The organism is Hoeflea sp. IMCC20628 (genome assembly GCF_001011155.1).
Taxonomy (GTDB): domain Bacteria; phylum Pseudomonadota; class Alphaproteobacteria; order Rhizobiales; family Rhizobiaceae; genus Hoeflea.
Genome location: NZ_CP011479.1, coordinates 4,708,462 through 4,730,857, shown reverse-complemented (window position 1 = coordinate 4,730,857; position 22,396 = coordinate 4,708,462). Strand labels below are relative to the sequence as shown.

General features: G+C 59.3%; 18 protein-coding genes and 2 riboswitches. Of the genes, 6 read left to right on the top strand and 12 right to left on the bottom strand.

What is annotated here, in order from left to right; translation table 11 throughout:
- Positions 1-49: 49 nt before the first annotated feature.
- Positions 50-127: riboswitch (SAM riboswitch) on the bottom strand.
- Between the two features lie 2 nt (positions 128-129).
- On the bottom strand, positions 130-1,278 hold the full coding sequence (locus tag IMCC20628_RS22200) for a GGDEF domain-containing protein (protein WP_197078361.1): 1,149 nt from the start codon (positions 1,276-1,278) through the stop codon (positions 130-132).
- Positions 1,279-1,399: 121 nt separating this feature from the next.
- A complete protein-coding gene (locus tag IMCC20628_RS22195; protein ID WP_047032018.1) occupies positions 1,400-2,242 on the bottom strand; it encodes a MoxR family ATPase in 843 nt (280 codons plus the stop codon).
- Positions 2,243-2,417: 175 nt separating this feature from the next.
- On the opposite strand from IMCC20628_RS22195, the gene IMCC20628_RS22190 reads away from it, so the two are divergent.
- Positions 2,418-2,792 carry a hypothetical protein gene (locus tag IMCC20628_RS22190; protein WP_047032017.1) on the top strand — a complete coding sequence of 125 codons (375 nt, stop codon included), beginning with the start codon at positions 2,418-2,420 and terminating at the stop codon, positions 2,790-2,792.
- Between the two features lie 84 nt (positions 2,793-2,876).
- Here IMCC20628_RS22190 and IMCC20628_RS22185 read toward each other — a convergent pair whose 3' ends face one another.
- Positions 2,877-4,709 carry an ABC-F family ATP-binding cassette domain-containing protein gene (locus IMCC20628_RS22185; RefSeq protein WP_047032016.1) on the bottom strand — a complete coding sequence of 611 codons (1,833 nt, stop codon included), beginning with the start codon at positions 4,707-4,709 and terminating at the stop codon, positions 2,877-2,879.
- A gap of 2 nt (positions 4,710-4,711) precedes the next feature.
- Positions 4,712-5,365, bottom strand: coding sequence for a thiamine diphosphokinase (locus IMCC20628_RS22180; RefSeq protein WP_047032015.1), 654 nt, complete (start codon positions 5,363-5,365; stop codon positions 4,712-4,714).
- A gap of 63 nt (positions 5,366-5,428) precedes the next feature.
- Positions 5,429-5,537, top strand: a riboswitch (TPP riboswitch).
- A 39-nt stretch (positions 5,538-5,576) separates the two neighbouring features.
- Here IMCC20628_RS22180 and thiB point away from each other — a divergent pair.
- The 4 genes from thiB (at position 5,577) to IMCC20628_RS22160 (ending at position 10,592) form a co-directional block, all read left to right on the top strand.
- Positions 5,577-6,587 (top strand): thiamine ABC transporter substrate binding subunit, encoded by a 1,011-nt coding sequence (gene thiB, locus IMCC20628_RS22175; protein WP_047032014.1) that lies wholly within the window; start codon positions 5,577-5,579, stop codon positions 6,585-6,587.
- Between the two features lie 10 nt (positions 6,588-6,597).
- Positions 6,598-8,220 carry a thiamine/thiamine pyrophosphate ABC transporter permease ThiP gene (locus IMCC20628_RS22170; RefSeq protein WP_047032013.1) on the top strand — a complete coding sequence of 541 codons (1,623 nt, stop codon included), beginning with the start codon at positions 6,598-6,600 and terminating at the stop codon, positions 8,218-8,220.
- A complete protein-coding gene (locus IMCC20628_RS22165; RefSeq protein WP_047032012.1) occupies positions 8,217-8,942 on the top strand; it encodes an ATP-binding cassette domain-containing protein in 726 nt (241 codons plus the stop codon). Before IMCC20628_RS22170 ends, IMCC20628_RS22165 begins: the two co-directional genes overlap by 4 nt.
- Positions 8,943-9,131: 189 nt before the next feature.
- On the top strand, positions 9,132-10,592 hold the full coding sequence (locus tag IMCC20628_RS22160) for a M48 family metalloprotease (protein ID WP_047032881.1): 1,461 nt from the start codon (positions 9,132-9,134) through the stop codon (positions 10,590-10,592).
- A gap of 11 nt (positions 10,593-10,603) precedes the next feature.
- Here IMCC20628_RS22160 and IMCC20628_RS22155 read toward each other — a convergent pair whose 3' ends face one another.
- The 8 genes from IMCC20628_RS22155 to IMCC20628_RS22115 all read right to left on the bottom strand — a co-directional run bounded on the left by IMCC20628_RS22155 (position 10,604) and on the right by IMCC20628_RS22115 (position 21,509).
- Positions 10,604-11,473 carry an RNA polymerase factor sigma-32 gene (locus IMCC20628_RS22155; RefSeq protein ID WP_047032011.1) on the bottom strand — a complete coding sequence of 290 codons (870 nt, stop codon included), beginning with the start codon at positions 11,471-11,473 and terminating at the stop codon, positions 10,604-10,606.
- Between the two features lie 232 nt (positions 11,474-11,705).
- A complete protein-coding gene (locus tag IMCC20628_RS22150; protein ID WP_047032010.1) occupies positions 11,706-12,275 on the bottom strand; it encodes a CarD family transcriptional regulator in 570 nt (189 codons plus the stop codon).
- 621 nt (positions 12,276-12,896) lie between these two features.
- The gene (fdxA, locus tag IMCC20628_RS22145) at positions 12,897-13,235 is read right to left on the bottom strand and encodes a ferredoxin FdxA (RefSeq protein WP_047032009.1); all 339 of its coding nucleotides are present in this window, start codon (positions 13,233-13,235) and stop codon (positions 12,897-12,899) included.
- 274 nt (positions 13,236-13,509) lie between these two features.
- Entirely contained in the window at positions 13,510-13,899 is a 390-nt protein-coding gene (locus IMCC20628_RS22140) for an RNA-binding S4 domain-containing protein (protein WP_082128277.1), read from the bottom strand.
- A gap of 11 nt (positions 13,900-13,910) precedes the next feature.
- Complete coding sequence (locus tag IMCC20628_RS22135) at positions 13,911-17,132, bottom strand: helicase-related protein (RefSeq protein ID WP_047032007.1); 3,222 nt, start codon at positions 17,130-17,132, stop codon at positions 13,911-13,913.
- 1,446 nt (positions 17,133-18,578) lie between these two features.
- Complete coding sequence (locus tag IMCC20628_RS22125; RefSeq protein ID WP_047032005.1) at positions 18,579-19,289, bottom strand: glutathione S-transferase; 711 nt, start codon at positions 19,287-19,289, stop codon at positions 18,579-18,581.
- Between the two features lie 96 nt (positions 19,290-19,385).
- Positions 19,386-20,111: an acetoacetyl-CoA reductase gene (phbB, locus tag IMCC20628_RS22120; protein ID WP_047032004.1), complete on the bottom strand. Its 726-nt coding sequence runs from the start codon at positions 20,109-20,111 to the stop codon at positions 19,386-19,388.
- Between the two features lie 222 nt (positions 20,112-20,333).
- Positions 20,334-21,509: an acetyl-CoA C-acetyltransferase gene (locus IMCC20628_RS22115; protein WP_047032003.1), complete on the bottom strand. Its 1,176-nt coding sequence runs from the start codon at positions 21,507-21,509 to the stop codon at positions 20,334-20,336.
- A gap of 243 nt (positions 21,510-21,752) precedes the next feature.
- Between IMCC20628_RS22115 and phaR the strand changes: the two genes are divergently transcribed.
- Entirely contained in the window at positions 21,753-22,346 is a 594-nt protein-coding gene (phaR, locus tag IMCC20628_RS22110; RefSeq protein ID WP_047032002.1) for a polyhydroxyalkanoate synthesis repressor PhaR, read from the top strand.
- Positions 22,347-22,396 lie beyond the last annotated feature (50 nt).

Genomic DNA, 22,396 nt, shown 5'->3' with positions numbered 1-22,396 from the left:
GACCTCCAACAAAAAACCGGCCGCGAAAACAACGCTGCCGGTCCGGTGGGAAGCAATCCCGTCGGCCATTTAGCAAGTTGTTTAACGTGGCTGCAAGCCGGCCGGCCAAATCACCACAATGGCTGGAATTTACCCGGTTGCCTCGGCCTGGTCAACATAAAGCGCCCGATCCGGCTTTCCTGCTTCCGCCAAACGCACACGGTTGCGACCATCATTCTTGGACTGATAGACAGCCGCATCCACTCCAGCCATGGCAACACCGAAATCATCACCGGGCGCGAGCACGCAGTAGCCGAAACTCGCCGTTAGTCTCAGATCGTCGCCGGTGGATGGAATTTGCTGCGATTCGACCGAGATCCGTAGTCTTGTCGCCGCCAGCCGGGTCATTTCTTCGTTGGCTTCCGGCAGCACAATGCAGAACTCTTCACCCCCGAGCCGTGCGCAGACACATGTCTCGCCTGACACATCCATCAAAAGCTGTGCCACGGCTTTCAAGGCAACATCCCCGGCGTCATGACCATGGGTGTCATTGACCCGCTTGAAGTGGTCGATATCACAGAGGATCAGGCCTGTCGGAAACGGTGCCGATGCGGCCCGCAACCGCTGCACCCTGGTCTCGAAGGCGCGGCGATTGAGCAGACCTGTCAATGGATCTGTTTCCGCCAGGCGGATCAGACGCGTCACCAGCTTGACCGAGTAACGGGCAAACAGCGCGACACCTATAACAACCGCAAAAATCGCATTCTCTGTCTGCATGGACGACGCAAACTGCGATCCATTGAAGGCATCCAGTGTCAGCGGCTTGGGTCCGGACAGATTGATCTCGATGATCCGGTAGAACGTCAACGACGCCTGGGCGATCAGAATCGCGGCAATGGTCATGTCAACGCGATATTTTCTGGCCCGCCAGACCAGCAAACCGCAAAAAATGTCGACAAGGACGACGAATCCGCTGGTTGCGGTAAACCGCAGCCAGAACAGCGAGGGGTCCGAATAGGTGTAGATGATAATGCCGAACGCGACGCCGGCGGTCAGCCCAAAAGCCAATCGTGGAAATTTCACGCCATACAGCGAGGCCACGCCCCAGATCAGCAGAAAATGACTGGTGAACAAAGAGAGCTGGATTGATGCTCGGTAGGCCGGAGGCAAATCGCCCTCGGCCAACATGATCAGGGTATACCCGATTGCGGCAAAGAAATATGCGCCGGCCAGTCTGAGCGCTGGCAATTGCTTGCGATCATAGAAAAACAGCGACAAGAACGCGACGCCGGCGGTCACGATAATCGTTGGCCCGAGCCATTGATATGTCAGATTGGGAAAAATCAAAAACCGACGCCCTGTGCATTGTTGATGCAACGCAATATGGCAGCAAAAGGTGGCCAATTGCTTACCAGCAGCATCAGTTACCGCGTTGCCGCGCCAGAAATGCCAGCCGCTCGAAAAGATGCACATCCTGTTCGTTTTTCAACAGCGCTCCATGCAGTTTCGGCAACGCGTTTTTGGCGTCACCACGCAGGGTATCCGGCTCGACATCGTCGGACACCAGCAGCCTGATCCAGTCGAGAGCTTCCGAGGTCGAAGGCTTTTTCTTCAGGCCTGTTGTTTCACGGATGGCGTAAAACTGGGTCAGGGCCTCGCGCACCAACGCCTGCTTGATGCCGGGATAATGCACATCGACAATACGCTGCAAGGTCGCCATTTCGGGAAAGCGGATATAGTGGAAGAAACAGCGGCGCAGGAACGCGTCGGGCAGCTCCTTCTCATTGTTGGACGTGATGATAACGATTGGCCGCTGTCGGGCCTGAATGGTTTCGCCAGTCTCGTAGACAAAGAACTCCATACGATCGAGTTCCTGCAGCAGATCGTTGGGAAACTCGATATCCGCCTTGTCGATCTCGTCAATCAGCAGCACCGTTTTCTTGTCGGCCGCAAAGGCTTCCCACAACTTGCCGCGACGAATGTAATTGGCCACGTCATTGACGCGCTCATCGCCGAGCTGGCTGTCGCGCAATCGGCTCACCGCATCATATTCGTAAAGGCCCTGCTGTGCCTTCGTCGTCGATTTCACTGACCATTCAATCAGATCAAGCCCAAGTGATTCGGCAATCTGGTGGGCCAGTTCGGTTTTGCCGGTACCCGGCTCACCCTTGACCAGCAACGGCCGTTCAAGCCGGATTGCCGCATTGACTGCGACGGTGAGATCCTTTTCCGCCACATAGGTCGACGTGCCTTCAAACTGCATATGCCCTCCACGTGCCGCAATTCCGGCGGCTTGGTTCGATATTATTCTCAACACCATAATCCGGCCCGGGACGCAACCCACAAGGGCGGGACGGTTTGCGTCAGATCAAGGCGTTAGCACCCCTCACGGGCCAGAATGCACATGAAATTGCCCGTCGCATCAATCGGAGATAATTATGACGCTATATCACATCCATCTTGTCATGGCCCGCAACAAGGAATTTCCCGAGGGCAACGTCAACCGTGGCTACGATATCCATGCGCCGCTCGACGCAGATGGCCATCTGGACAAGGCAGCCTGGGAGAAATCACCTTCTTCATCGACCGTGGTGCGTTTCTGGGACGGCGAGCGCTCCGAACTGGGCTATCTGATCCACCATCCAAAAGGCGGCTGGGCCTTTGACTATGATCCCACCGACGAGGCTGACGACGAGACCGGCTACCGGCTTTCCAATCACATCTTCAAGACCGGCGAATACATCTCGGTCCGCGACCACGGCGCTGACGAACTGCACACTTTCGTCATCGCGTCAGTGACAAAGGCAGATTGAAGCAACAGCGCCTTGATTTGATCGATGTTGCGCTCGGATGTTACCATCTGAGCGCAACACGCATATTCAAGCCGCATACCTGCTTCAGCTGCCCTCGATGCCCTCGCGCAGCATCTCGAGCTCCAGCCATTCGCCTTCCATCTTCGCAATCTCGGCCTTGAGTGCGTCATGGGCCTTGGCGCGGGCGGCGAAGCCGTCGGGGTTTTTCGCAAACATCGCCGGATCGGCCATCTCCGCCTCGATTTCCGCCAGCTTGGCTTGCGCTTCCTCGATCTTCACCGGCAGCGTTTCCAGCGCGAATTTCTGCTTGAAGGAGAGCTTGGCTGCGGAAACCTTGTTGGCTGGCTGCGACTTCGGAGCCGATGCCGGACGGTTTGCCGCTTCCTGGGCTGATCGTGCCTTCTTCTCGCGCGCCTCTGCACTGCGCTGGGTCAACATGTCGGAATAGCCTCCGGCATAGGCAATCCAGCGCCCATCGGGATCCTTGGGATTGGCCGGCGCCAGTGTCGAGGTGACAGTGCGGTCGAGGAAATCGCGGTCATGGCTGACCAGGATCACTGTACCGGGATAGGACGTCACGACTTCCTGCAACAGGTCCAGCGTCTCCATGTCGAGGTCGTTCGTCGGCTCATCAAGAATCAGTAGATTGGACGGCTGCGACAGGATGCGGGCCAGCACCAGCCGGGCCTTTTCACCGCCCGAGAGGTTGCGTATCGGCGTTCGCGCCTGTTCCGGCTGGAACAGGAAATCCTTCATGTAGCCGGTGACATGCTTGGCCTCGCCATTAATGATCAGGCTGTCGCCGCGACCATCGGTGAGGTAATGCGCCAGCGTTTCCTCCGGGTTAAGCACTTCGCGGCGCTGGTCGAGCACGGCTATGTCGAGTTTTGACCCGTGCCGCACAAAGCCGGTGTCAGTCTCCAGCTCGCCGATCAGCATTTTCAGCAGCGTGGTCTTGCCGGCGCCGTTGGGGCCGACGATGCCGATGCAGTCGCCGCGGTTGATGCGCATCGAGAAGTCGCGCACCACCGGCGTGTCGCCATAGGTCTTGCTGATCCCTTCGGCCTCGATCACCAGCTTGCCCGAATCGCGGCCTTCGGCAACCTGGGCATTGATCCGGCCTTGCGCACCCTTGTGGCTGCGGTGATCGGCGCGCATGGTATTGAGCTCGGACAGCCGCCGCATATTGCGCTTGCGGCGCGCCGTGACGCCATAGCGCAGCCAGTGTTCTTCCCGCTCGATCTGCCGTCCAAGCTTGTGCTGCTCGATCTCTTCGGCTTCCAGCGTCTGGTCGCGCCATGCCTCGAAATGCTCGAACCCGCGGTCGAGCCTCAGCGATTTCCCCCGGTCCAGCCACATCGTCGCCCGGCTGACCCGCTCGAGAAACCGCCGGTCATGCGAGATCACCAGAAGCGCGCCGCGGCTGCGTGACAGTTCTTCTTCCAGCCATTCGATCGTCGGCAGGTCAAGATGGTTGGTCGGCTCATCAAGAAGCAGAATGTCGGGCTCCGGCGCCAGCACACGTGCCAGCGCGGCGCGCCGCGCCTCGCCGCCCGACAATGTCTGCGGATCGGCTTCGCCATCAAGACCGAGATGCTCGAGCAGGTAATTGACCCGGTGCACATCGTCATTGGGACCAAGTCCTGCCTCGGCATAGGCCTGAACGGTGGTAAAACCCTCGAAATCCGGCGCCTGCGGCAGATAGCGGATGGTCGAGGACGGATGCCGGAAGATCTCGCCCGATTGCGGCTCGACCTGGCCAGCGGCAATCTTCAGCAAGGTCGATTTGCCCGAGCCATTGCGGCCGACAAGACAGATCCTGTCTCCCGGTTCAACCTGCATCTGGACGCCGTCAAGCAGCGGCGCTCCACCAAAGGAGAGTGCGATATCGTCAAGTTTCAGAATGGGAGGCGCCATGGTCAGGCTCCGGAAAAATCATGAGGACGGGCGACGACAAGCGCGCGCCCAGAGAGGAGGCTGACGGTCATTCGACCCTCAGCCACATTCGAAATGGTGCGTGACGCGCCGAACGCAATGTCGGCGGCATCAAGCGGATATTTGACACCGGTCAGGCTGAGCCCGCTGAGCGCCGTGAACGCGATCACCGAAAACAGCGATCCGGCCGGCAGATCGAAGTCGAGCGAGCCCGGCAGAAGCGGCACCGCTTCTTCAATGCCGGAGGTCAGCACCACATCCAGACCACGCTCGGCAAGCGTGACGGCCTGCAGCAAATGAGACAGCGCATGGTCGGTGCGCTCACCGCCAAAAGCGCCGACCAGCACCAGCCGTCGGGCCCCGCGCTCGATCGCCTGCTCAATGGCAAGTTCACCATCGGTGAAATTCTTCTCCGCAGGGAACGGCAACCGCGGCGTGGCGGCAAAGGCCTCCGTCAGCTCGGGCGAAGTGGAATCGAAATCGCCGACCCACAATTCGGGCGTGATCCCCAACGCCCGGGCATGCGCCATGCCGCCATCAGCTGCGATGGCGCGCGCGTCCTTGATCAGCGCGCGGACGCGGTCATCAATTTCGAGCGCCCCGCCAAGCAGGATTGCAAATGTTGGAATAGATGTCATGGCGCATGCCAATAGCAGCTTTGCGCCCACTTGCCAGCGTCTGGAAGAAATTCTATGTCTTGTCTCGCTCTAACGGGGTGCCTGGCGTTTTCGCCGGGCTGAGAGGCCAGATGGCCAACCCGAAGAACCTGATCCGGTTTGTACCGGCGGAGGGATTAGACGTGCACATCGCGCCTATTCCTGTTTTTTTGACCAAAAGGAGGCGCGAACAATGCGCATATCTCGTTATCTTCCCGTTGCCCTGGCAGCCATTCTCCCCTTTTTACCCAATGCTGCAGCCAGTGCCGACAAGACACTGACCATCTACACCTATGACAGCTTCACCTCCGAATGGGGCCCCGGCCCCAAGATCGAAGCGGCGTTTGAAGCCAATTGTGATTGCGATCTCAAATGGGTCGGCGTCGCCGATGGCGTTGCACTTTTAAACCGCCTCAAGCTCGAGGGCAAAAACGCCGAAGCCGGCATCGTGCTTGGCCTCGACACCAATCTGGTCACTGAAGCCAAGGCCACTGGCCTGTTCGAGGCCCATGGCCTAGACACGGACGCCGTCTCGGTTCCCGGCGGCTATAGCGATGACGTGTTCATACCCTATGATTACGGCCATTTCGCCGTGATCTACGACACCGAGACAATCAGCAATCCGCCAAAAAGCCTCAATGATCTGGTTGAGGGCGATCCCAAACAAAAGATCGTCATTCAGGACCCACGCACCTCGACCCCTGGTCTGGGGCTGCTGTTGTGGATGAAATCCGTCTATGGCGATGATGCCGCGGCAGCCTGGGAGAAGCTGGGCAAGCGGGTTCTGACCGTCACCCCGGGCTGGTCGGAATCCTATGGCCTGTTCACCTCGGGCGAAGCGCCAATGGTTCTGTCCTACACAACATCTCCGGCCTATCACATGGTGGCTGAGGAGACAGACCGCTATCAGGCCGCCGAATTTGCCGAAGGCCATTATCTGCAAATCGAGGTCGCTGGCTTGCTGGCCAATGCGCCTGACAAGGATCTGGCACGCCAATTCTTGAGTTTCATGATGACGCCGGCCTTCCAGAACGAGATCCCGACCAACAACTGGATGATGCCGGCAGCCCCCGTCAGCATGGATCTGCCGGAGGCGTTCTCGAAGCTGGTCTCGCCTGAAAAGACATTCCTCTACAGCTCCGACGAAGTGGCTGAAAATCGCGCCGCCTGGATCGAGGAATGGCTCGGCGCCATGAGCCGGTGAACCTGACCTGATGCTGACCAGGGCCGAACATCGCGCCGCACGGGCAAGCGGCTTTGCCGCCTTGCTCGCAGTCGGCCTGGCCCTGGCCGTCCCCGTGTCCGTGCTTTTGCTGCACGGCGCGGCGACGGGCCTATCCTCCACGCAAACTGACTATCTGGTGCGGATCACCCGCTTCACCCTGATGCAGGCCGGCCTGTCGACTTTGCTGAGCCTGCTGATTGCGATCCCGCTGGCCCGGGCCCTGGCCCGCCGCCCCGCATTTCTCGGGCGGCGCTGGCTTGTCAGCCTGTTTGCTGTTCCGCTTGGCCTGCCGCCGCTGGTCGCAGCGCTGGGTCTGATCGAGGTCTGGGGCCGCAATGGCGTGGTCAACAAGGGTCTGGAGTTTTTGGGAGTCCAGACCCCGTTCTCGATTTACGGCCTCAGCGGCATTCTGCTCGCCCATGTGTTTTTCAATCTGCCGCTGGCTGTGCGATTCATTCTGCCGGCGCTCGAGCGGTTGCCATCGGAATACTGGAAGACCGCCGCCAATCTCGGCATGGGCGGTCTCAGCCTGTTCCGGCTGATCGAATGGCCGGCCATGCGGCGTTCTGCGGCAGGCGCCGCCGGGCTGGTGTTCATGCTCTGCGCCACTTCATTCACCCTCGTCCTGGTGCTCGGCGGCGGTCCGGCCGCCACCACCCTGGAAGTGGCCATCTACCAGGCGCTGCGGTTCGATTTCGATCCCGGCCGCGCGGTGTTGCTGGCGGCGATCCAGATCGGCCTGACCCTCGCGGTGATGCTGGGGCTCAAACTGATCTCTGCGCCCTCCGAGGCTGGGAGCACCAGCGGCGGCCGCACCAGCCGCCCCGATGCCCCCGGCGGTCTCCGGGCCTTGCCTGACGCTATTCTGATCGGATTGGTGGGCCTGTTTGTCTGCACGCCTATGGTGGCTGTGGTTGCCTCCGGACTTGGAGCCGACCTGAGCCGCCTTCTTGCCGATCCACTGTTCTGGCGGGCAGCGACGACCAGTCTGCTGATCGGTGTTTCAGCGGCAATGCTCGCCGTGTTGCTGGCCGGCGTGTTGGTCCGGGCGCGCTATTCCGCAGACAACGTTCTCGCTTCGCCGGCATTGGGCCTGTTGTCGGGCCTGTCGGGTGCCGCCGGGTCGCTGACCCTTCTGGTTCCCCCCGTCGTGCTTGGCGCCGGCTGGTTCCTGATGCTCGGCGGTGGTGTCGGACAATTGTTGGCGCCGCTGTGCGTCATTGTCACGGTCAATGCGCTGATGGCGCTGCCCTTTGTCATGCGGGTGATCGAGCCTGCGCACCGCAGCGCCATGGAGCGCAATTCCCGCCTCGCCCTTTCACTGGGCATCACCGGTATTTCCCGTCTCCGGCAGATCGACATTCCCGCCATGGCTCTGCCGCTGACCACAGGTTTTGTCTTTGCCATCGCCCTGTCTCTGGGCGATCTTGGCGCCATCGCGCTGTTTGGCAGTGACCGCATCATCACCCTGCCTTGGTTGCTGTATCAAAAACTGGGCAGTTACCGGACCGATGATGCCGCCGGACTGGCTCTGCTTCTGGGCGGAATTACCATGGGGCTGATGCTTGCCGCCGACCGGCTCGGCAATTGGAACGGAAACCAGCAGCGATGACACAACAGCCCGCAATCGCCTTAGAAGCCGTCGCCTACGGGATCGGCGAACTCAGCGCCGAATTCACCTTCAGCCGCCAGGCCGGAAGCGTGACCGCCATTCTTGGCGCGTCGGGTGCGGGCAAATCGACCCTGCTCAATCTCGCCGCCGGGTTCCTCGCCCCACGCAGCGGCCAGATCCTGCTCAACGGCAAGCTGATGAACCAACTGCCGCCCTCCGAGCGCGGCGTCTCGATGGTCTTTCAGGACAACAACCTGTTTGCCCATCTCGACATCCGCACCAATATCGGACTGGGGCTCAATCCCGCTTTGCGGCTCTCCGCCTCCGACTGGACCAGGGTCGAGGCCGCGCTCGAACGGGTCGGCCTCGCCGGGTTGGGCCGACGCATGCCCGGTTCGCTGTCAGGTGGTGAGCGGCAGCGTGTGGCTCTGGCCCGCGCCTTTGTCCGCCGCCAGCCATTGCTGCTGCTGGACGAGCCCTTCGATGGCCTCGGACCTGGCCTCGCCGCAGACATGCTGAGCCTGATGCTCGAGATAAGCGCTGACGTCGGCGCAACTGTGCTGATGGTTACCCACGACCCCGACGAGGCTCGTGCTGCAGCCGGTGAAATCCTGTTCATCTCCAGGGGCCGAATCGCCGCTGACGCGCCGGCGGTGGGATTTTTCGAGCGACTCGACTTGCCCGAACTCGTGACCTATCTCGGCAAAACGTCCGGCGACTGAAGCCTTGCCACAATTTCGACGCGAGCTTTTGGCACTGGAGAACCGCCGCAAAGTCAGATAGACCGTGAGCCTTCGCCCGGCTTGCGAAACACCAAGCCTTCGTACCGGCATGATAACCATCGAGCATATAACCGGACCATGGCCAAGATTGCAGCGCCCCATTCCCGAAAGACAGCCTCAGGCAAGATAATGCTCCCGATCGCCATGGCGGTTTTGGGTGGCGTTTTGGTGCTGTCCGGCTGTCAGACACTGGGTGTCGATGTCTATGAGCCAAGCGTCAGCCCTTCGAATTCACCGCAAACCGCCGAAAAAGCCGGCGCATCCGATCCACGCACGCGGATCGGCGCAAATGAGCACCCGCGCATCATCGCAAGTTATGGTGGTGAATTTCGTGACGCCAAGACCGAACGGCTGGTGGCCCGCATCGTCGGCGCCCTGACGCTGGTCTCGGAAAATCCGAGCCAAGCCTATCGCATCACAGTGCTCAATTCGCCTGCGGTCAACGCCTTTGCCTTGCCCGGTGGCTATCTCTATGTGACCCGCGGCCTGTTGGCGCTGGCCAATGACGCCTCCGAGGTTGCCGCGGTTCTGTCGCATGAAATGGCGCACGTCACCGCCAATCACGGTCTTGAACGGCAGCGCCGCGAGAAAGAGGTCGAGATTGCCGGCCAGGTGGCGGAGGAACTGTTTGCCAATTCCATCGCCGGACGCCAGGCGGTCGCGCGCAACAAATTGTCGCTCGCGGCATTCTCCCGCAACCAGGAGCTTCAGGCCGACGTGATCGGTGTCCGGATGCTGGGTGAAGCCGGCTATGACCCCTATGCCGCGCCGCGGTTCCTCGAATCGATGAATGCCAACCAGCGCTTTGGCGCGATCGATCCCGGCGCGGATGTCAGCCTCGACTTCCTTGCAAGTCACCCCAATCCGCCGCAGCGGATCGACCTCGCCAGAAGTCATGCCCGGGCGTTCGGGCAGGAGGGTGTCGGAAACCGCGGCCGCGACTATTATCTCGACGGCATCGACGGCTTGCTGTTTGGCGACAGTCCCAATGAAGGATATGTCCGCGGCACCGAATTTCTTCATCCGGTGCTGGGCGTCCGCTTTTCGGTGCCTGAGGGCTTCCGGATAGACAACACTGCCGAAGCAGTGGTCGCAACCGGCCCGAATGACCTGGCGATCCGCTTTGACGGGGTGACGGACAATAGCCGCCGGTCGTTGGAACAGTACATGGCAAGCGGCTGGGTCACCGGACTCGACGCCAACTCGATCCGGGAAACCCGCATCAACGGCCTGCCCGCGGTAACAGCCCGGGCCAGCGCCGACGAATGGGACTTCGACATCACCGTCATTCGCCTGAAAGACCGGATTTACCGGTTTCTGACTGCCGCGCCACGCAACAGCGCCGACCTTGACGCCACTGCGGCGGTCGTTCGGGCCAGTTTCAAGAAAATGTCGGCGCGTGACATCAAGGCGCTTCAGCCCCTGCGCGTCCGTATCGTCACCATCAAACAGGGCGACACGGTCACCTCATTGGCGGGACAGATGAGGGGCGTTGAACGCAAGGTCGAGCTGTTCATGTTGCTCAACGCCATCGCACAGGGGGCGAACCTCACCCCAGGCGAGAAGGTCAAGATCATCACTGACCAGTAAGGTCTGTCAGATCAGAGACTGGCGATTTCCGGGGTCCGTGTTGTCAGCACCATCCGCAATTTTTCAAGCGCCCGATTCTCGATCTGGCGCACCCGCTCCTTGGAAATACCCAGAACCGCGCCGAGCGATTCAAGCGTCGCTCCATCTTCGGCCAGTCGGCGCTCTCGAATGATGCGCAATTCACGCGGATTGAGGGTGTCGAGCGCATCGCTGAGCCAGAGATGACGACGTTCCTCGTCAATCATCGTTGAAACCTGCTCATCGGGCAAAGGTTCGTCGCTTTTGAGAAAGTCCATCCGGTCCGAGGACCCGCCCGACTCGCCGTTTGACATTGGTGCGTTCAGCGATGAATCCGACCCGGACAGCCGCGCGTCCATTACCGCCACATCCTTGGCGCGAACGCCAAGTGTATCGGCGATCTTGGTATGGATCGCACTCTCTGTCATATCGGGATCGTCTTGCGCCAGCCGCATCCGCAACCGGCGTAAATTGAAAAACAGCGACTTCTGCGCAGAACTGGTGCCTCCACGCACGATCGACCAGTTGCGCAAGACATAATCCTGAACCGATGCCCTGATCCACCAGGTGGCGTAGGTGGAGAAGCGGACCTCGCGCTCGGGGTCGAACCTGGCGGCCGCCTCCAGCAGTCCTACATGGCCTTCCTGGATCAGATCGCTCATCGGCAAACCGTAGTTGCGGAATTTTGCCGCCATCGAAATCACCAGCCGCATATGCGCCATGGTGATCTGGTGGAGCGCCTCCTGGTCCTTGTTGTCTTTCCAGCGCACAGCCAGATCATGCTCTTGGTCGCGTTCAAGATAAGGGGCAGCCATGGCGGCACGAACCATTTGCCGATTTGCTGTGATAGCTTTCGTGACCATGACACCCTCCTGAGATTGTTGCTGTGTTCACTGACTCTACGCACCAAGACGCCAATTGGTTCATCAAGACGGATAAATTTGCTGTGATCCATGTGCACGCACAAATCGAACAGCCATGACCACAGCACCGAACCTCACTGAAAATACCCCTGCATCTGGCAAAAAAAAACGCAAAAAAGCCCGGGCACGCTAGGCGGCCCGGGCTTGATCAGATCTTAGCGGGTATTGGAAATCAGGCGGCTTCTTCCTGCGCGCCTTCTTCTTCACCGGCTTTGCCGCGCTTGGGACCCTTGTTCAGGTTTACCTCGATCAAGCGCACCGACTCGGTGTCCGACATCTTGTTGACGGCGGCGAGTTCGCGCGCCATCCGGTCGAGTGCGGCCTCATAAAGCTGACGCTCCGAATAGGACTGCTCAGGCTGGTTCTCGGCGCGATACAGATCCCGAACCACTTCCGCGATCGAAATCAGATCGCCGGAATTGATCTTCGCATCATATTCCTGTGCACGGCGGGACCACATGGTCCGCTTGACCCGGGCGCGGCCCTGAACCACTTTCAGCGCGCGTTCGACGAAATCCGTTTCGGACAATTTGCGCATGCCGATGACTGACGCCTTGGCGACCGGCACCTTGAGGCGCATCTTGTCTTTTTCGAAATCAATCACAAACAACTCAAGTTTGTGGCCCGCAACTTCCTGCTCTTCGATGGCAACAATCTGTCCGACGCCGTGGGCGGGATAGACAATCGATTCACCGGTCTTGAAACCCTGTCTCTGTGAAGGCTTTTTCTGCTGGGTTGTCATGCGTTTTCAAAACTCCCTGTTACGGAAACGGACACTGGCAGCCGGACATGGGTTGTCCGGACAGGTCCTGCGAAGGCCGGAAGGCAATCGCACTGACTACGCCGTTCAAACAATACGAGGCAAATTTCAGAGGCGAACACCGCGCGGAATTAAGGTCATCCGGCAGCGTTGCGCTGCAAGGAAAGGGAAACCGCTGTAAGGGACGTTTGCTTCCGTTTTTGCTTCTTGTTTCGCCCGGACGGCGCCTTGAAGATGTCAGTAATAAGATGTGTACCACAAAATATGGGGTAAATCAATGATTTGCGCGAGAGGCTGCAGAACCTGCGGCAAAACTCCGTCATGGCTCGCTGATCCATGCGGCAGCGCAACCACCATATTGCTGCGATGCGACACCAATTTCCATTGCAACGCCGTGGGTTCCATCCGGCGTCCGCAAGTCACCACGCTTGTTCATTAATGCGCACGTACCTGTCATCCGGCTAAACTCAACTGCTGCGGCATCGGCACGCGCTCCAGCGCCGCACCTATAATTGGATGCGCAAAGGCCGCTGTAACGCTCTCAATCAATGCATGTGCGTTATCGTTCAGATGAATTCATTTCAACGCGACATGCAGTAGTGATTAATCGCCTTCGCCGGGAGCCTCCGAGAAGTACTTCTCGAACTTGCCTGCCTCTCCGTCGAACTTCTTCGCGTCTTCCGGGGCCTCACGCTTGATGGTGATATTGGGCCATTTGTCGGCATACTCGGTGTTGACCTCGAGCCATTTTTCCAGACCCGGCTCGGTATCCGGCTTGATCGCCTCCGCCGGGCATTCGGGCTCGCAAACACCGCAGTCGATGCATTCATCAGGATGAATGACCAGCATGTTGTCACCCTCGTAGAAGCAATCCACGGGGCAGACCTCAACGCAATCCATGTATTTGCAGCGAATGCAATTGTCAGTCACCACATAGGTCATACGTCTCTCCTGAAGCTTCATGCATGGCGCGGCGGGCGGTTTCATTCTGGCCGAAACGCATGCGTCATTTTCGAGCGTTGAAGCCGACCGAGCGGGTCAGGACAGACTCGCTACACGGCTGCAAACAACGGCGGTGAGGTACCGGCTTTGCCAGCACTTTGCAAGACATCTGGTTTCGCCATGGCGCCGCACCTGGTTGATCAGGGACGAAGCTCGCGGCAGCCGGACCTATTTGCGCATGACTTTGCCCAAACAGGCGCCGGTCAAGACAAAATTATGCGTCAGAATCCGGGTTGTTGAATTGATCTATTTTTCGCCGGTCCCGCTTGGTCGGCCGACCCGCGCCAGGCTCTCGCTGTGCAGGAACCGTTGGCGCCTGACCGGGGTCGGCGGGTTTGGGGGTAACATCCTCATACAGAAGTTGCGCTTCCGGTGCCGGGCCGCGACGAAGGCCACAGCCCAGAATTTTCAGAACCACAATGCGCCGGTCCAGTGAAATTGTCAGCACATCATCCGGCTTGACCAGGAAACTGGCCTGATCGATCTTTTCCCGGTTGACCCTGACATTGCCGCTGCCGACAAACTTGCCCGCCAGGGTTCGGGATTTGACGACGCGCGCGAAAAACAGCCATTTGTCTATCCGCTGTCGCGCCGGCTGATCCACCAGAGTAATGCCTATTTCTTGAGTTTGTCGCGCAACGCCGCCAAGGCTGCGAACGGAGAATCGGGGTCAATCGGCCGCTCCTTGCGCTGCGGTGGCCGTTCCGTCCGGTTGCCACGATTGGCGTCGTCGCCTCTGCCGGGACCGCCCTTGCCCTGGCCACCCTTGCCATGTGGCGGCTTGCCGGAATGATCCGGCTTGCCGCGACGGCCCTTTTTGGGCCGCGCGTCAGCCTCCGCACCGGCCTCGCCGACCGGCTTGGTGTCGGAGCGGGGATTGCGATTGCCACCTTCACGCCGGCCACGGCCTTCGCCGGGAGCCTGACGTGGACCGCGCTGGCCGTCCTGCCGGCCACCTGGCCGCCACAACAGCACCGGACGCGGCGCTTCGACTTCTGCGCCGGTCTCTGCGGCTGCCTCGGCTTTCGGCTCTTCAGCCGCTGTCGCTGCAGCCGGAGCCGCATCAGCAGCTGCCGTTTCAGAAACTTCAGCCGGGGCTTCCACGGCCATTTGCGTGGACGGCTCAGCCGTTTCTTCAGGTGCAGCTGTCTGAGCAGCAACCTCGTTTGAAGTATCAGCAGCAGTCGCTTCAACCGGCGATGCCGTCTCTGCCTGTGCGGCATCGTCCTTGGCAGCAGGCGCCGTCAGCTTGTGCGGACGGTCAGCGGCAGTGCGTGAGACCACGACTTCCACCACAGGTCCGGTGCCAGTCGCAGCGCCGGTTTCCACCTGTGCGGCATCAAGTCCGGCCATATAGGTCTGCGCCTCCTCGGCGGGCACAGCATCGGCACGATAGCCCAGCCCCTTGAGAATTTCCTCGATATCGTCCTGTGTCGCCCCGAGGATCGACAGCATACCCGTGGTGGTGATGAAGCGGCGGCCATCATAGGCCGCTTCCGGCCGCGCGCCCTGAGCGCCCGGTTTCCATTGCAGCGCTGGACGGATCAGGTCGGCCAACCGCTCGAGAATGTCGATGCGCACAGCGCGTTTGCCCAAAAAACGGAAACCGGCGAGACGGTAGAATTCCCGATCAATCTCCGGATCGGTCGCCACCGAGGTGCGGCCGGCTGCCAGGAGCGGCGTCACGTCGCCATAACCAGGCTTGGTAAAGCCGTCATTGACCAGCGCCCACAACAGCGTCACCAGCTCGGCTGGCGCAGGCTTGAGCAGCGCAGGCATGAAAATGTGGTAGGCGCCAAAACGGATACCGTATTTGCGCAGGCTGGCGCGCGCGCCCTGGTCAAGATCCTTAATCATCTCGGAGACATCGCGGCGGAACAGAACACCCAGACTTTCGGCCAGGCGGAATGCCAGTCCACGTGACAACCCATCCAGGTCCTCGGCGCGGGTCAGATCATCGAGCGGCTTGAGCACGGTGGCGATGTGGTGATTGACGAAGCGGTCGATGCGCGCAGCGACAAAATCGCGGGCGCCGCCGGCCAGTTGCTCGTCGGCAAGCAGGATCGATCGCGGCTTGAGGATATGATCGCCGGCGACCAGACGCGCCACAGGATCACCCATCCAGCGCACCGTGCCGTCCGACCCGATAGCGAAGTCGGAATTGCCCGACGCATGCAGTCGGGCAGCCCGCGCTTCAAATTCCAGCCCCAGCGCTTTCTGCGCAGCGGCTATCACCGCCTTCGCATCTGGCCCATCGGCCGACGCATCGGCCATGAACCGGAATCCGGCTAATTGTCCAATATGGTGACCTTCAACAAAGACATCACCGTTTACACTGATTTCAGCTTCGAGCATCGCGTTCTCTCTCAGGCGCTTCATGAGCACAGATGTCCTGCGGTCAACAAAGCGTTTCGTCAACCTTTCATGCAACGCATCGGACAATCGATCTTCGATTTCGCGCGTCTTTTCCTGCCAGTGTGTCGGATCGGCAAGCCATTCAGGTCTGTTGGAAACATAAGTCCAGGTCCGGATCTGTGAAATCCGGGCCGATAAAGTGTCGATTTCACCATCGGTGGAATCGGTTCTGCGCACCTGTTCTGCCATAAAATCTTCGTTGACCGAACCGGTGCGGATCAGATCACGGTAGATCGTGGCGATCAGATCCGAGTGCTGCGCCGGCGCAATCCGCCGGTAATCCGGCAGCGAACAGACGTCCCACAGCGTGGCGACATTTTGCGGGGTGCTGGCGAGATCGCGCACCTCGAAATCATTGATCAGATGCTCAAGCGCCCTCTGGTCGACCGCCGGCAGCGCTCTGGTCAGGCCCTGAACCGCCGGAATTTGCTCCAGACTCGCCTGCAGCATCTGCAAACTGGAAAAATCCAGCTGCTTGGAACGCCATTGCAGGATCTTGATCGGCTCGAACACATGGCTTTCAAGCCGCTGCACAAGATCGTCGGGCAACGGCTGCACCTGGCCGGTGACGCCGAATGTCCCGTCGCGCAAATGTCGTCCGGCCCGGCCGGCAATCTGGCCGAATTCGGAAGCGGTCAGTTGCCTGTACGAATGACCGTCGAATTTCCGGTCCTGGGCGAAGGCAACATGGTCGACATCGAGATTGAGCCCCATGCCGATGGCATCAGTCGCCACCAGATAATCGACATCGCCGTTCTGGTAGAGCTCGACCTGGGCATTGCGGGTGCGCGGGCTAAGCGCGCCGAGCACCACCGCAGCGCCGCCGCGCTGACGCCGCACCAGTTCGGCAATCGCATAGACCTCTTCAGCCGAAAACGCCACGATGGCGGAACGCCGTGGCAGCCGGGTGATCTTTTTCGAGCCGGCATAATGCAGCTCGGACAAGCGTGGCCGTTCGACAATAACGATACCAGGAAGCAATTGCTCGAGGATCCCGCGCGCCGTCGCCGAGCCGAGCAGAAGTGTCTCCGCGCGGCCGCGCAGCGACAGGATACGGTCGGTGAACACATGCCCGCGCTCGAGATCGCCGGCGATCTGGACTTCATCGATTGCAACAAAAGCGGCAGTGGTTTCCTGCGGCATCGCCTCGACCGTGCAGACCGAATAGCGCGCACCAGGAGGCGTGATCTTTTCCTCGCCGGTAACCAGCGACACGTGGCTGACGCCGACCTTGTCGACCATGCGACCATAGACTTCGCGCGCCAGCAATCTCAGTGGCAGCCCGATCACCCCGGAAGAGTGCGCCGCCATGCGCTCGATGGCATAGTGGGTCTTGCCGGTATTGGTCGGGCCCAGCACGGCTGTGACGCCACGCCCGGACAGGATCAAAGGTTTTGGAGGATGGCTGCGCAAAGCGGGCATAAGTGTCCGTATCAAACTCAAGACGGCTGTTATCTAACACATCAGAGCAGCGTAAACAGAGCAAATGTCAAACAGTCCGGTGCCATTCAAATTAACACTTGGAACAGTGGCGGAACGAATCAGCGACGAATCACTGACTCATCCCGATTCCGCTTTTGTTCACCGCAACATCTTGCAACGCAGCCCCTTCCAGCCACCATATGCTGAATCGCCGCGACCGCATCTGACCGCGATTGAACCGCTGCCGTTAACCTTTGTGCCGAGCCGTCGCCGGAGCTCGGCGCAGGCTCGCATCATGGCCCTGATCTGTTCTTGATTTGTTAAGAATTCCAAACAGTTCATGAACGCATTAGCTCGCATTTTAATGATCGCTGTTAACTTTTGGAACAGTGGCAGAACGAATCGGCTACGAATCACAGATCGATCTGTGTTGGCGGTTTGTTCACCACAATATGTGGTTTTCTTCTCGCCCCAATGCCACTAATTTTGGCATCATTGGCACACGTCACCGATCGCTTTCACTCTCGAAATTAATCTTTGAACCGAAGGTTTCGCCTTGCCTGCACGGTATTTTGGTGCGAATTTTTCTCCTGAACCGTTCAGAAATTGTTAGGTTTTCCAAGCACTTCATGAGTTTCGGCCGAAGCCTGCCGTCGAGCCTGTTAACTTTCGGAACAGCCGCAGAACGAACCGGCACCGAATCACCGACCTGTCTGTGTTGGCGCTTTGTTCTTCGCAATATCTGCCAGATTGAGACCAAGCGTCTACCAGATGCAGATTGCCCGTGCGGGATCTGGCGCCAAATCCGCGGCTGCCGTTAACCTTTGAAATCACCCGTTCTCCGGCCTCCGGCGCGGATTGTCAGGTTTCGGAAGTGGTGAGAGTCTATTAATCATTCCAAACACTTCGTTAAGCCAACCTGGAATATCTGATCGACCCCGTTAACCTTCGGAACAGCCCCGGAACGAACCGGAACCGAATCACCGACCTGTCTGTGTTGTCATTTTGTTCTGCCCAACATCTGCCAGTTTCAGGCAAACTGCCCACCAGATGCAGATGTGTCGGTGAAGTGTCCGGCGTAGAATCCGGTACGCTGTTAACCTTTGATTTCAGGTAATCGCGAATCTTGTGCGTGTTTCGCTCCACTAGTGGAACATTAGAATTTTAGTAACAATTCCAAAGGCTTCGTTAACAGACATCGAGGTCGGGCCATTCCTGTTAACTTCCGGAACAGCCATGGAACGAACCGGAACCGTATCAGCTTTCAAGCTGATTTCCCGCTTTGTTCCCTACCAGATCTTGTGTATTTGCCGACCGCAGCTTCTACCAGAGCGGAAAACTGCAGCCATTATGGCGGCCTCACGGTCGCATCTGTTAACGAATTCATCGCCGTCAGCAAAAAGACGACAACCTTAGTCGCCTGGATGTCTGCCCGGCCAAACACTCCTATGCGGAAACCGGTGACAGCACCGCGCGCAGCGACGCCTCGATCTGACCGCCGCACCACGCATCACCATAAAGCGCATCGCTGCGGTCTCGAAGGTCCACCAGTGAAGGCAGCGCCGCGACACGATCAGTCAGCCCGGCCATTGCTGGCGCCTGCCTGTCGAGCAAGGCCCGCAGCGGCGCGAGCTTGGCAGTCATCGTCCCCCACAATATGGCTGTGACCAGGTCGGCCAGTGTGGGCGCTTCGGCGCCAAGCATGAAGCCTGACCCGGCTGTCAGACCATTGCGGCGGCCGGTATCTTCGAAAATATCCATCCAGCGACACAGGCGGGGCTGGAATTGCTTCCACGACGCGTCGGTCCACATCTGCGCGCCATTGTGACGGGTCATTTCGTAAAGCACATCATTGGCATCGGCGATGACCTTGTGAGTGAGAGCGGTGTGCTCCGGATTACCAGGCATCAGCCCGTGTTTTTCACCCAGGTAAGCCAGGATCGCAGGCATCTGCGAGATATGGAAATTGCAGCTGTGATCGGTCAGCACCGGCGGCCCCATATGCGGGATCAGTTGCGCGCTCGGCTCCAAAGCACTTTGGCTGGCAGTCTCATCAAATCCAGCTTCCTGCCATGATGCGCCAACGTAAGACAGCACCGCCCGGACGAACTGCCCGCGAAACGGGATAGGCCAGTAATAAAGCGTGTAGTCAGCCATGATCCGTCTTCCCAAAAACCCGAAAAATCCGGTCCCGCAACGAAAGCGCCCGGCAGTTTCCCGCCGGGCGCAAATCTTGTCCGTCACCCGGCGCGATCAGCTGAAATACTGGCCGCCATTGGCAGAAATCGTCGATCCGGTGATGAATCCTGCATCATCGGCAGCCAGAAACACCACGGCCCGTGCGATTTCTTCCGGCTCGCCGAGACGGCCTACCGGGATTTGCGGGATGATGCGCTCTTTGAGCACCTTCTCGTCAATGGCCTTGACCATGTCGGTGCCGATATAGCCCGGGCAGATGGCGTTGACGGTGATGCCGGCGCGCGCGCCTTCTTGAGCCAGAGCCCGCGTAAAGCCGATATCACCGGCCTTGGCGGCCGAGTAATTGACCTGGCCGGCCTGACCCTTCTGGCCATTGATCGAGGAGATGTTGATGACGCGGCCGAATTTGCGCTCGCGCATGCCACCCCAGACCGGATTGGTCATGTTGAACAGGCCGGTGAGGTTGGTGTTGATCACTTCGGACCACATCTGCGGCGTCATCTTGTGAAACATGCCGTCGCGGGTGATGCCGGCATTGTTGACCAGCACGGCAACCGGACCGAGATCGGCTTCGACCTGGGCAATACCGGCAACGCAAGCGTCATAGTCGGCGACCGACCATTTGTAGGTCTTGATGCCGGTTTCGCCGGTGAACTTCGCCGCAGCCTCATCATTGCCGGCATAATTGGCGGCGACCGTGTAACCAGCCGCCTTCAAGGCGACCGAAATCGCCGCTCCGATGCCACGTGACCCTCCAGTCACAATTGCTACTTTGCTCATGTTGTTCCTCCTCCAAGGTGGTTCTTATCTTTTTCCAGACCCGAGAACGTCTTGCGCCACCGAAACCAGCTTCGCAGTGTGCTAAACGGTCTCAGTGGGGATGCAATGCGTCATGTATTTGTCAGTTCGTGAACTCGGAGTATGCCAGACAGTATGGATGGAGAATCTTCTTTGAGGTTTGCACCATCCAACAATATGCCCGGAATACTCCATCATGGCGGATCAGCCGCGTTCGACGCAGAGCGCCACGCCCATGCCGCCGCCGATGCACAGGGTTGCCAGACCCTTCTTGGCGTCGCGACGAACCATCTCGAACAGCAGTGTGTTGAGAATGCGCGCGCCGGAGGCGCCGACCGGGTGACCAATGGCAATGGCGCCGCCATTGACGTTGACGATTGCCGGATCCCAGCCCATTTCCTTGTTGACCGCACATGCCTGAGCGGCAAAGGCTTCATTGGCTTCCACCAGATCGAGATCACCGACACTCCAGCCGGCCTTGGCCAGCGCCTTGCGCGAAGCGGGGATCGGGCCGGTGCCCATGATCTGCGGATCAACGCCGGCAGTGGCCCATGAGGCAATCCGCGCCATCGGCGTGATACCGCGTTTGGAGGCCTCGGCTTCGCTCATCAGCACCGTTGCCGCGCCGCCATCATTAATGCCTGATGCGTTGGCAGCGGTGACCGTACCTTCCTTGTCGAAGGCCGGACGCAGCTTGGCAATGCCCTCGATGGTCACACCATGCTTGATGTACTCATCGTCTTCGACAACGGTATCGCCCTTCCGGCCCTTGATCGTCACTGCGGCGATCTCGTCCTTGAACTTGCCGGCCTTCTGCGCCGCTTCAGCCTTATTCTGCGAATTGACTGCAAATGTATCCTGCTCTTCGCGCGTCAGCTGCCACTGCTTGGCAACATTCTCGGCTGTGTTGCCCATCAGGTAATTGTAAAACGCATCGGTCAGTGCATCGAGCATCATGGTGTCGACCATTCCGGCCGGCCCCATTTTCACGCCGTTGCGCAGATGCATGGCATGCGGCGCCAGTGACATCGATTCCTGGCCACCGGCGACGATGATGTTTGCATCACCCGATGCAATCTGCTGCATGCCGAGAGCAACCGCGCGCAAGCCGGAACCGCAGAGCTGGTTGAGACCCCAGGCGGTGGCTTCCTGCGGGATACCCGCGGCCATGGCCGCCTGACGCGCCGGGTTCTGTCCCTGGCCTGCGGACAGAATCTGACCGAGAATGACTTCGTCGACTTCCGCCGGTGCAACACCTGCGCGCTCGAGCGCCGCTCGAATGGCGACCGCGCCCAACTCATGGGCGGGGACGGAGGACAGTGCGCCGTTGAAAGACCCGACGGGAGTGCGGGCAGCGCTGGCGATAACGATAGAACTCATGATGGATTTTCCCTGTCATGTGGTGGTGTGTAGTTGACCTGAACGTGACCGAGCTTAGTGCCGCTGTCAAATATCAGAAAGCCGAATTCCGCATGCAATCGGTTAAATCAGGACCATGGTCTGAGGTTTTCCGGTTCCATTCGCCGCAATGCACAAAGGAATTGTCATTGCTGGTCATTTTCGCCTACAGTCTGCTCGACAAAACGAGGTTCTGGTCTGGCGAGACCTTTGAGGAGAGCACGAATGGCGAAAAAAAGTGGCCCAATCACCATCAAGAAATATGCCAATCGCCGTCTCTACAACACCGGCACCAGCACCTATGTGACGCTTGATGATCTGGCCGTCATGGTCAAGAAGGGCGAAGATTTTTCCGTCCTGGACGCAAAGAGCGGTGATGACATCACCCACACGGTCCTCACGCAGATCATTTTCGAGCAGGAATCCAAAACCGGCAACACACTGCTGCCGGTGTCCTTCCTGAGGCAGTTGATTTCCATCTACGGCGATCAACTGCAAATGGTGGTGCCGAGCTATCTCGAGCACTCCATGTCAGCTTTGACCGAACAGCAGGAGCAGGTCCGCGAACAGATCACCAAATCCTTTGGCGACAATCCGGTGGCCCGCAACATCCAGCTGCCAATCCAGATAGTCGAGGATCAGGTTCGCCGCAACACCGAGATGTTCCAGAAGGCGATGCAGATGTTCTCGCCCTTCGCGCTCGCCCATTCGGCCAAGACCGAGGAAACCCCGAAACAGTCCGACACCTCCAAGGACATCGACGATCTCAAGGACCAGCTCAAGTCGCTTCAGGACAAGATCAACTCCATCGACAGCTGATCTGAAATCGCCCGGCTGCGGCTCAGCGCCTTGCACAGCGACTGGCTTGC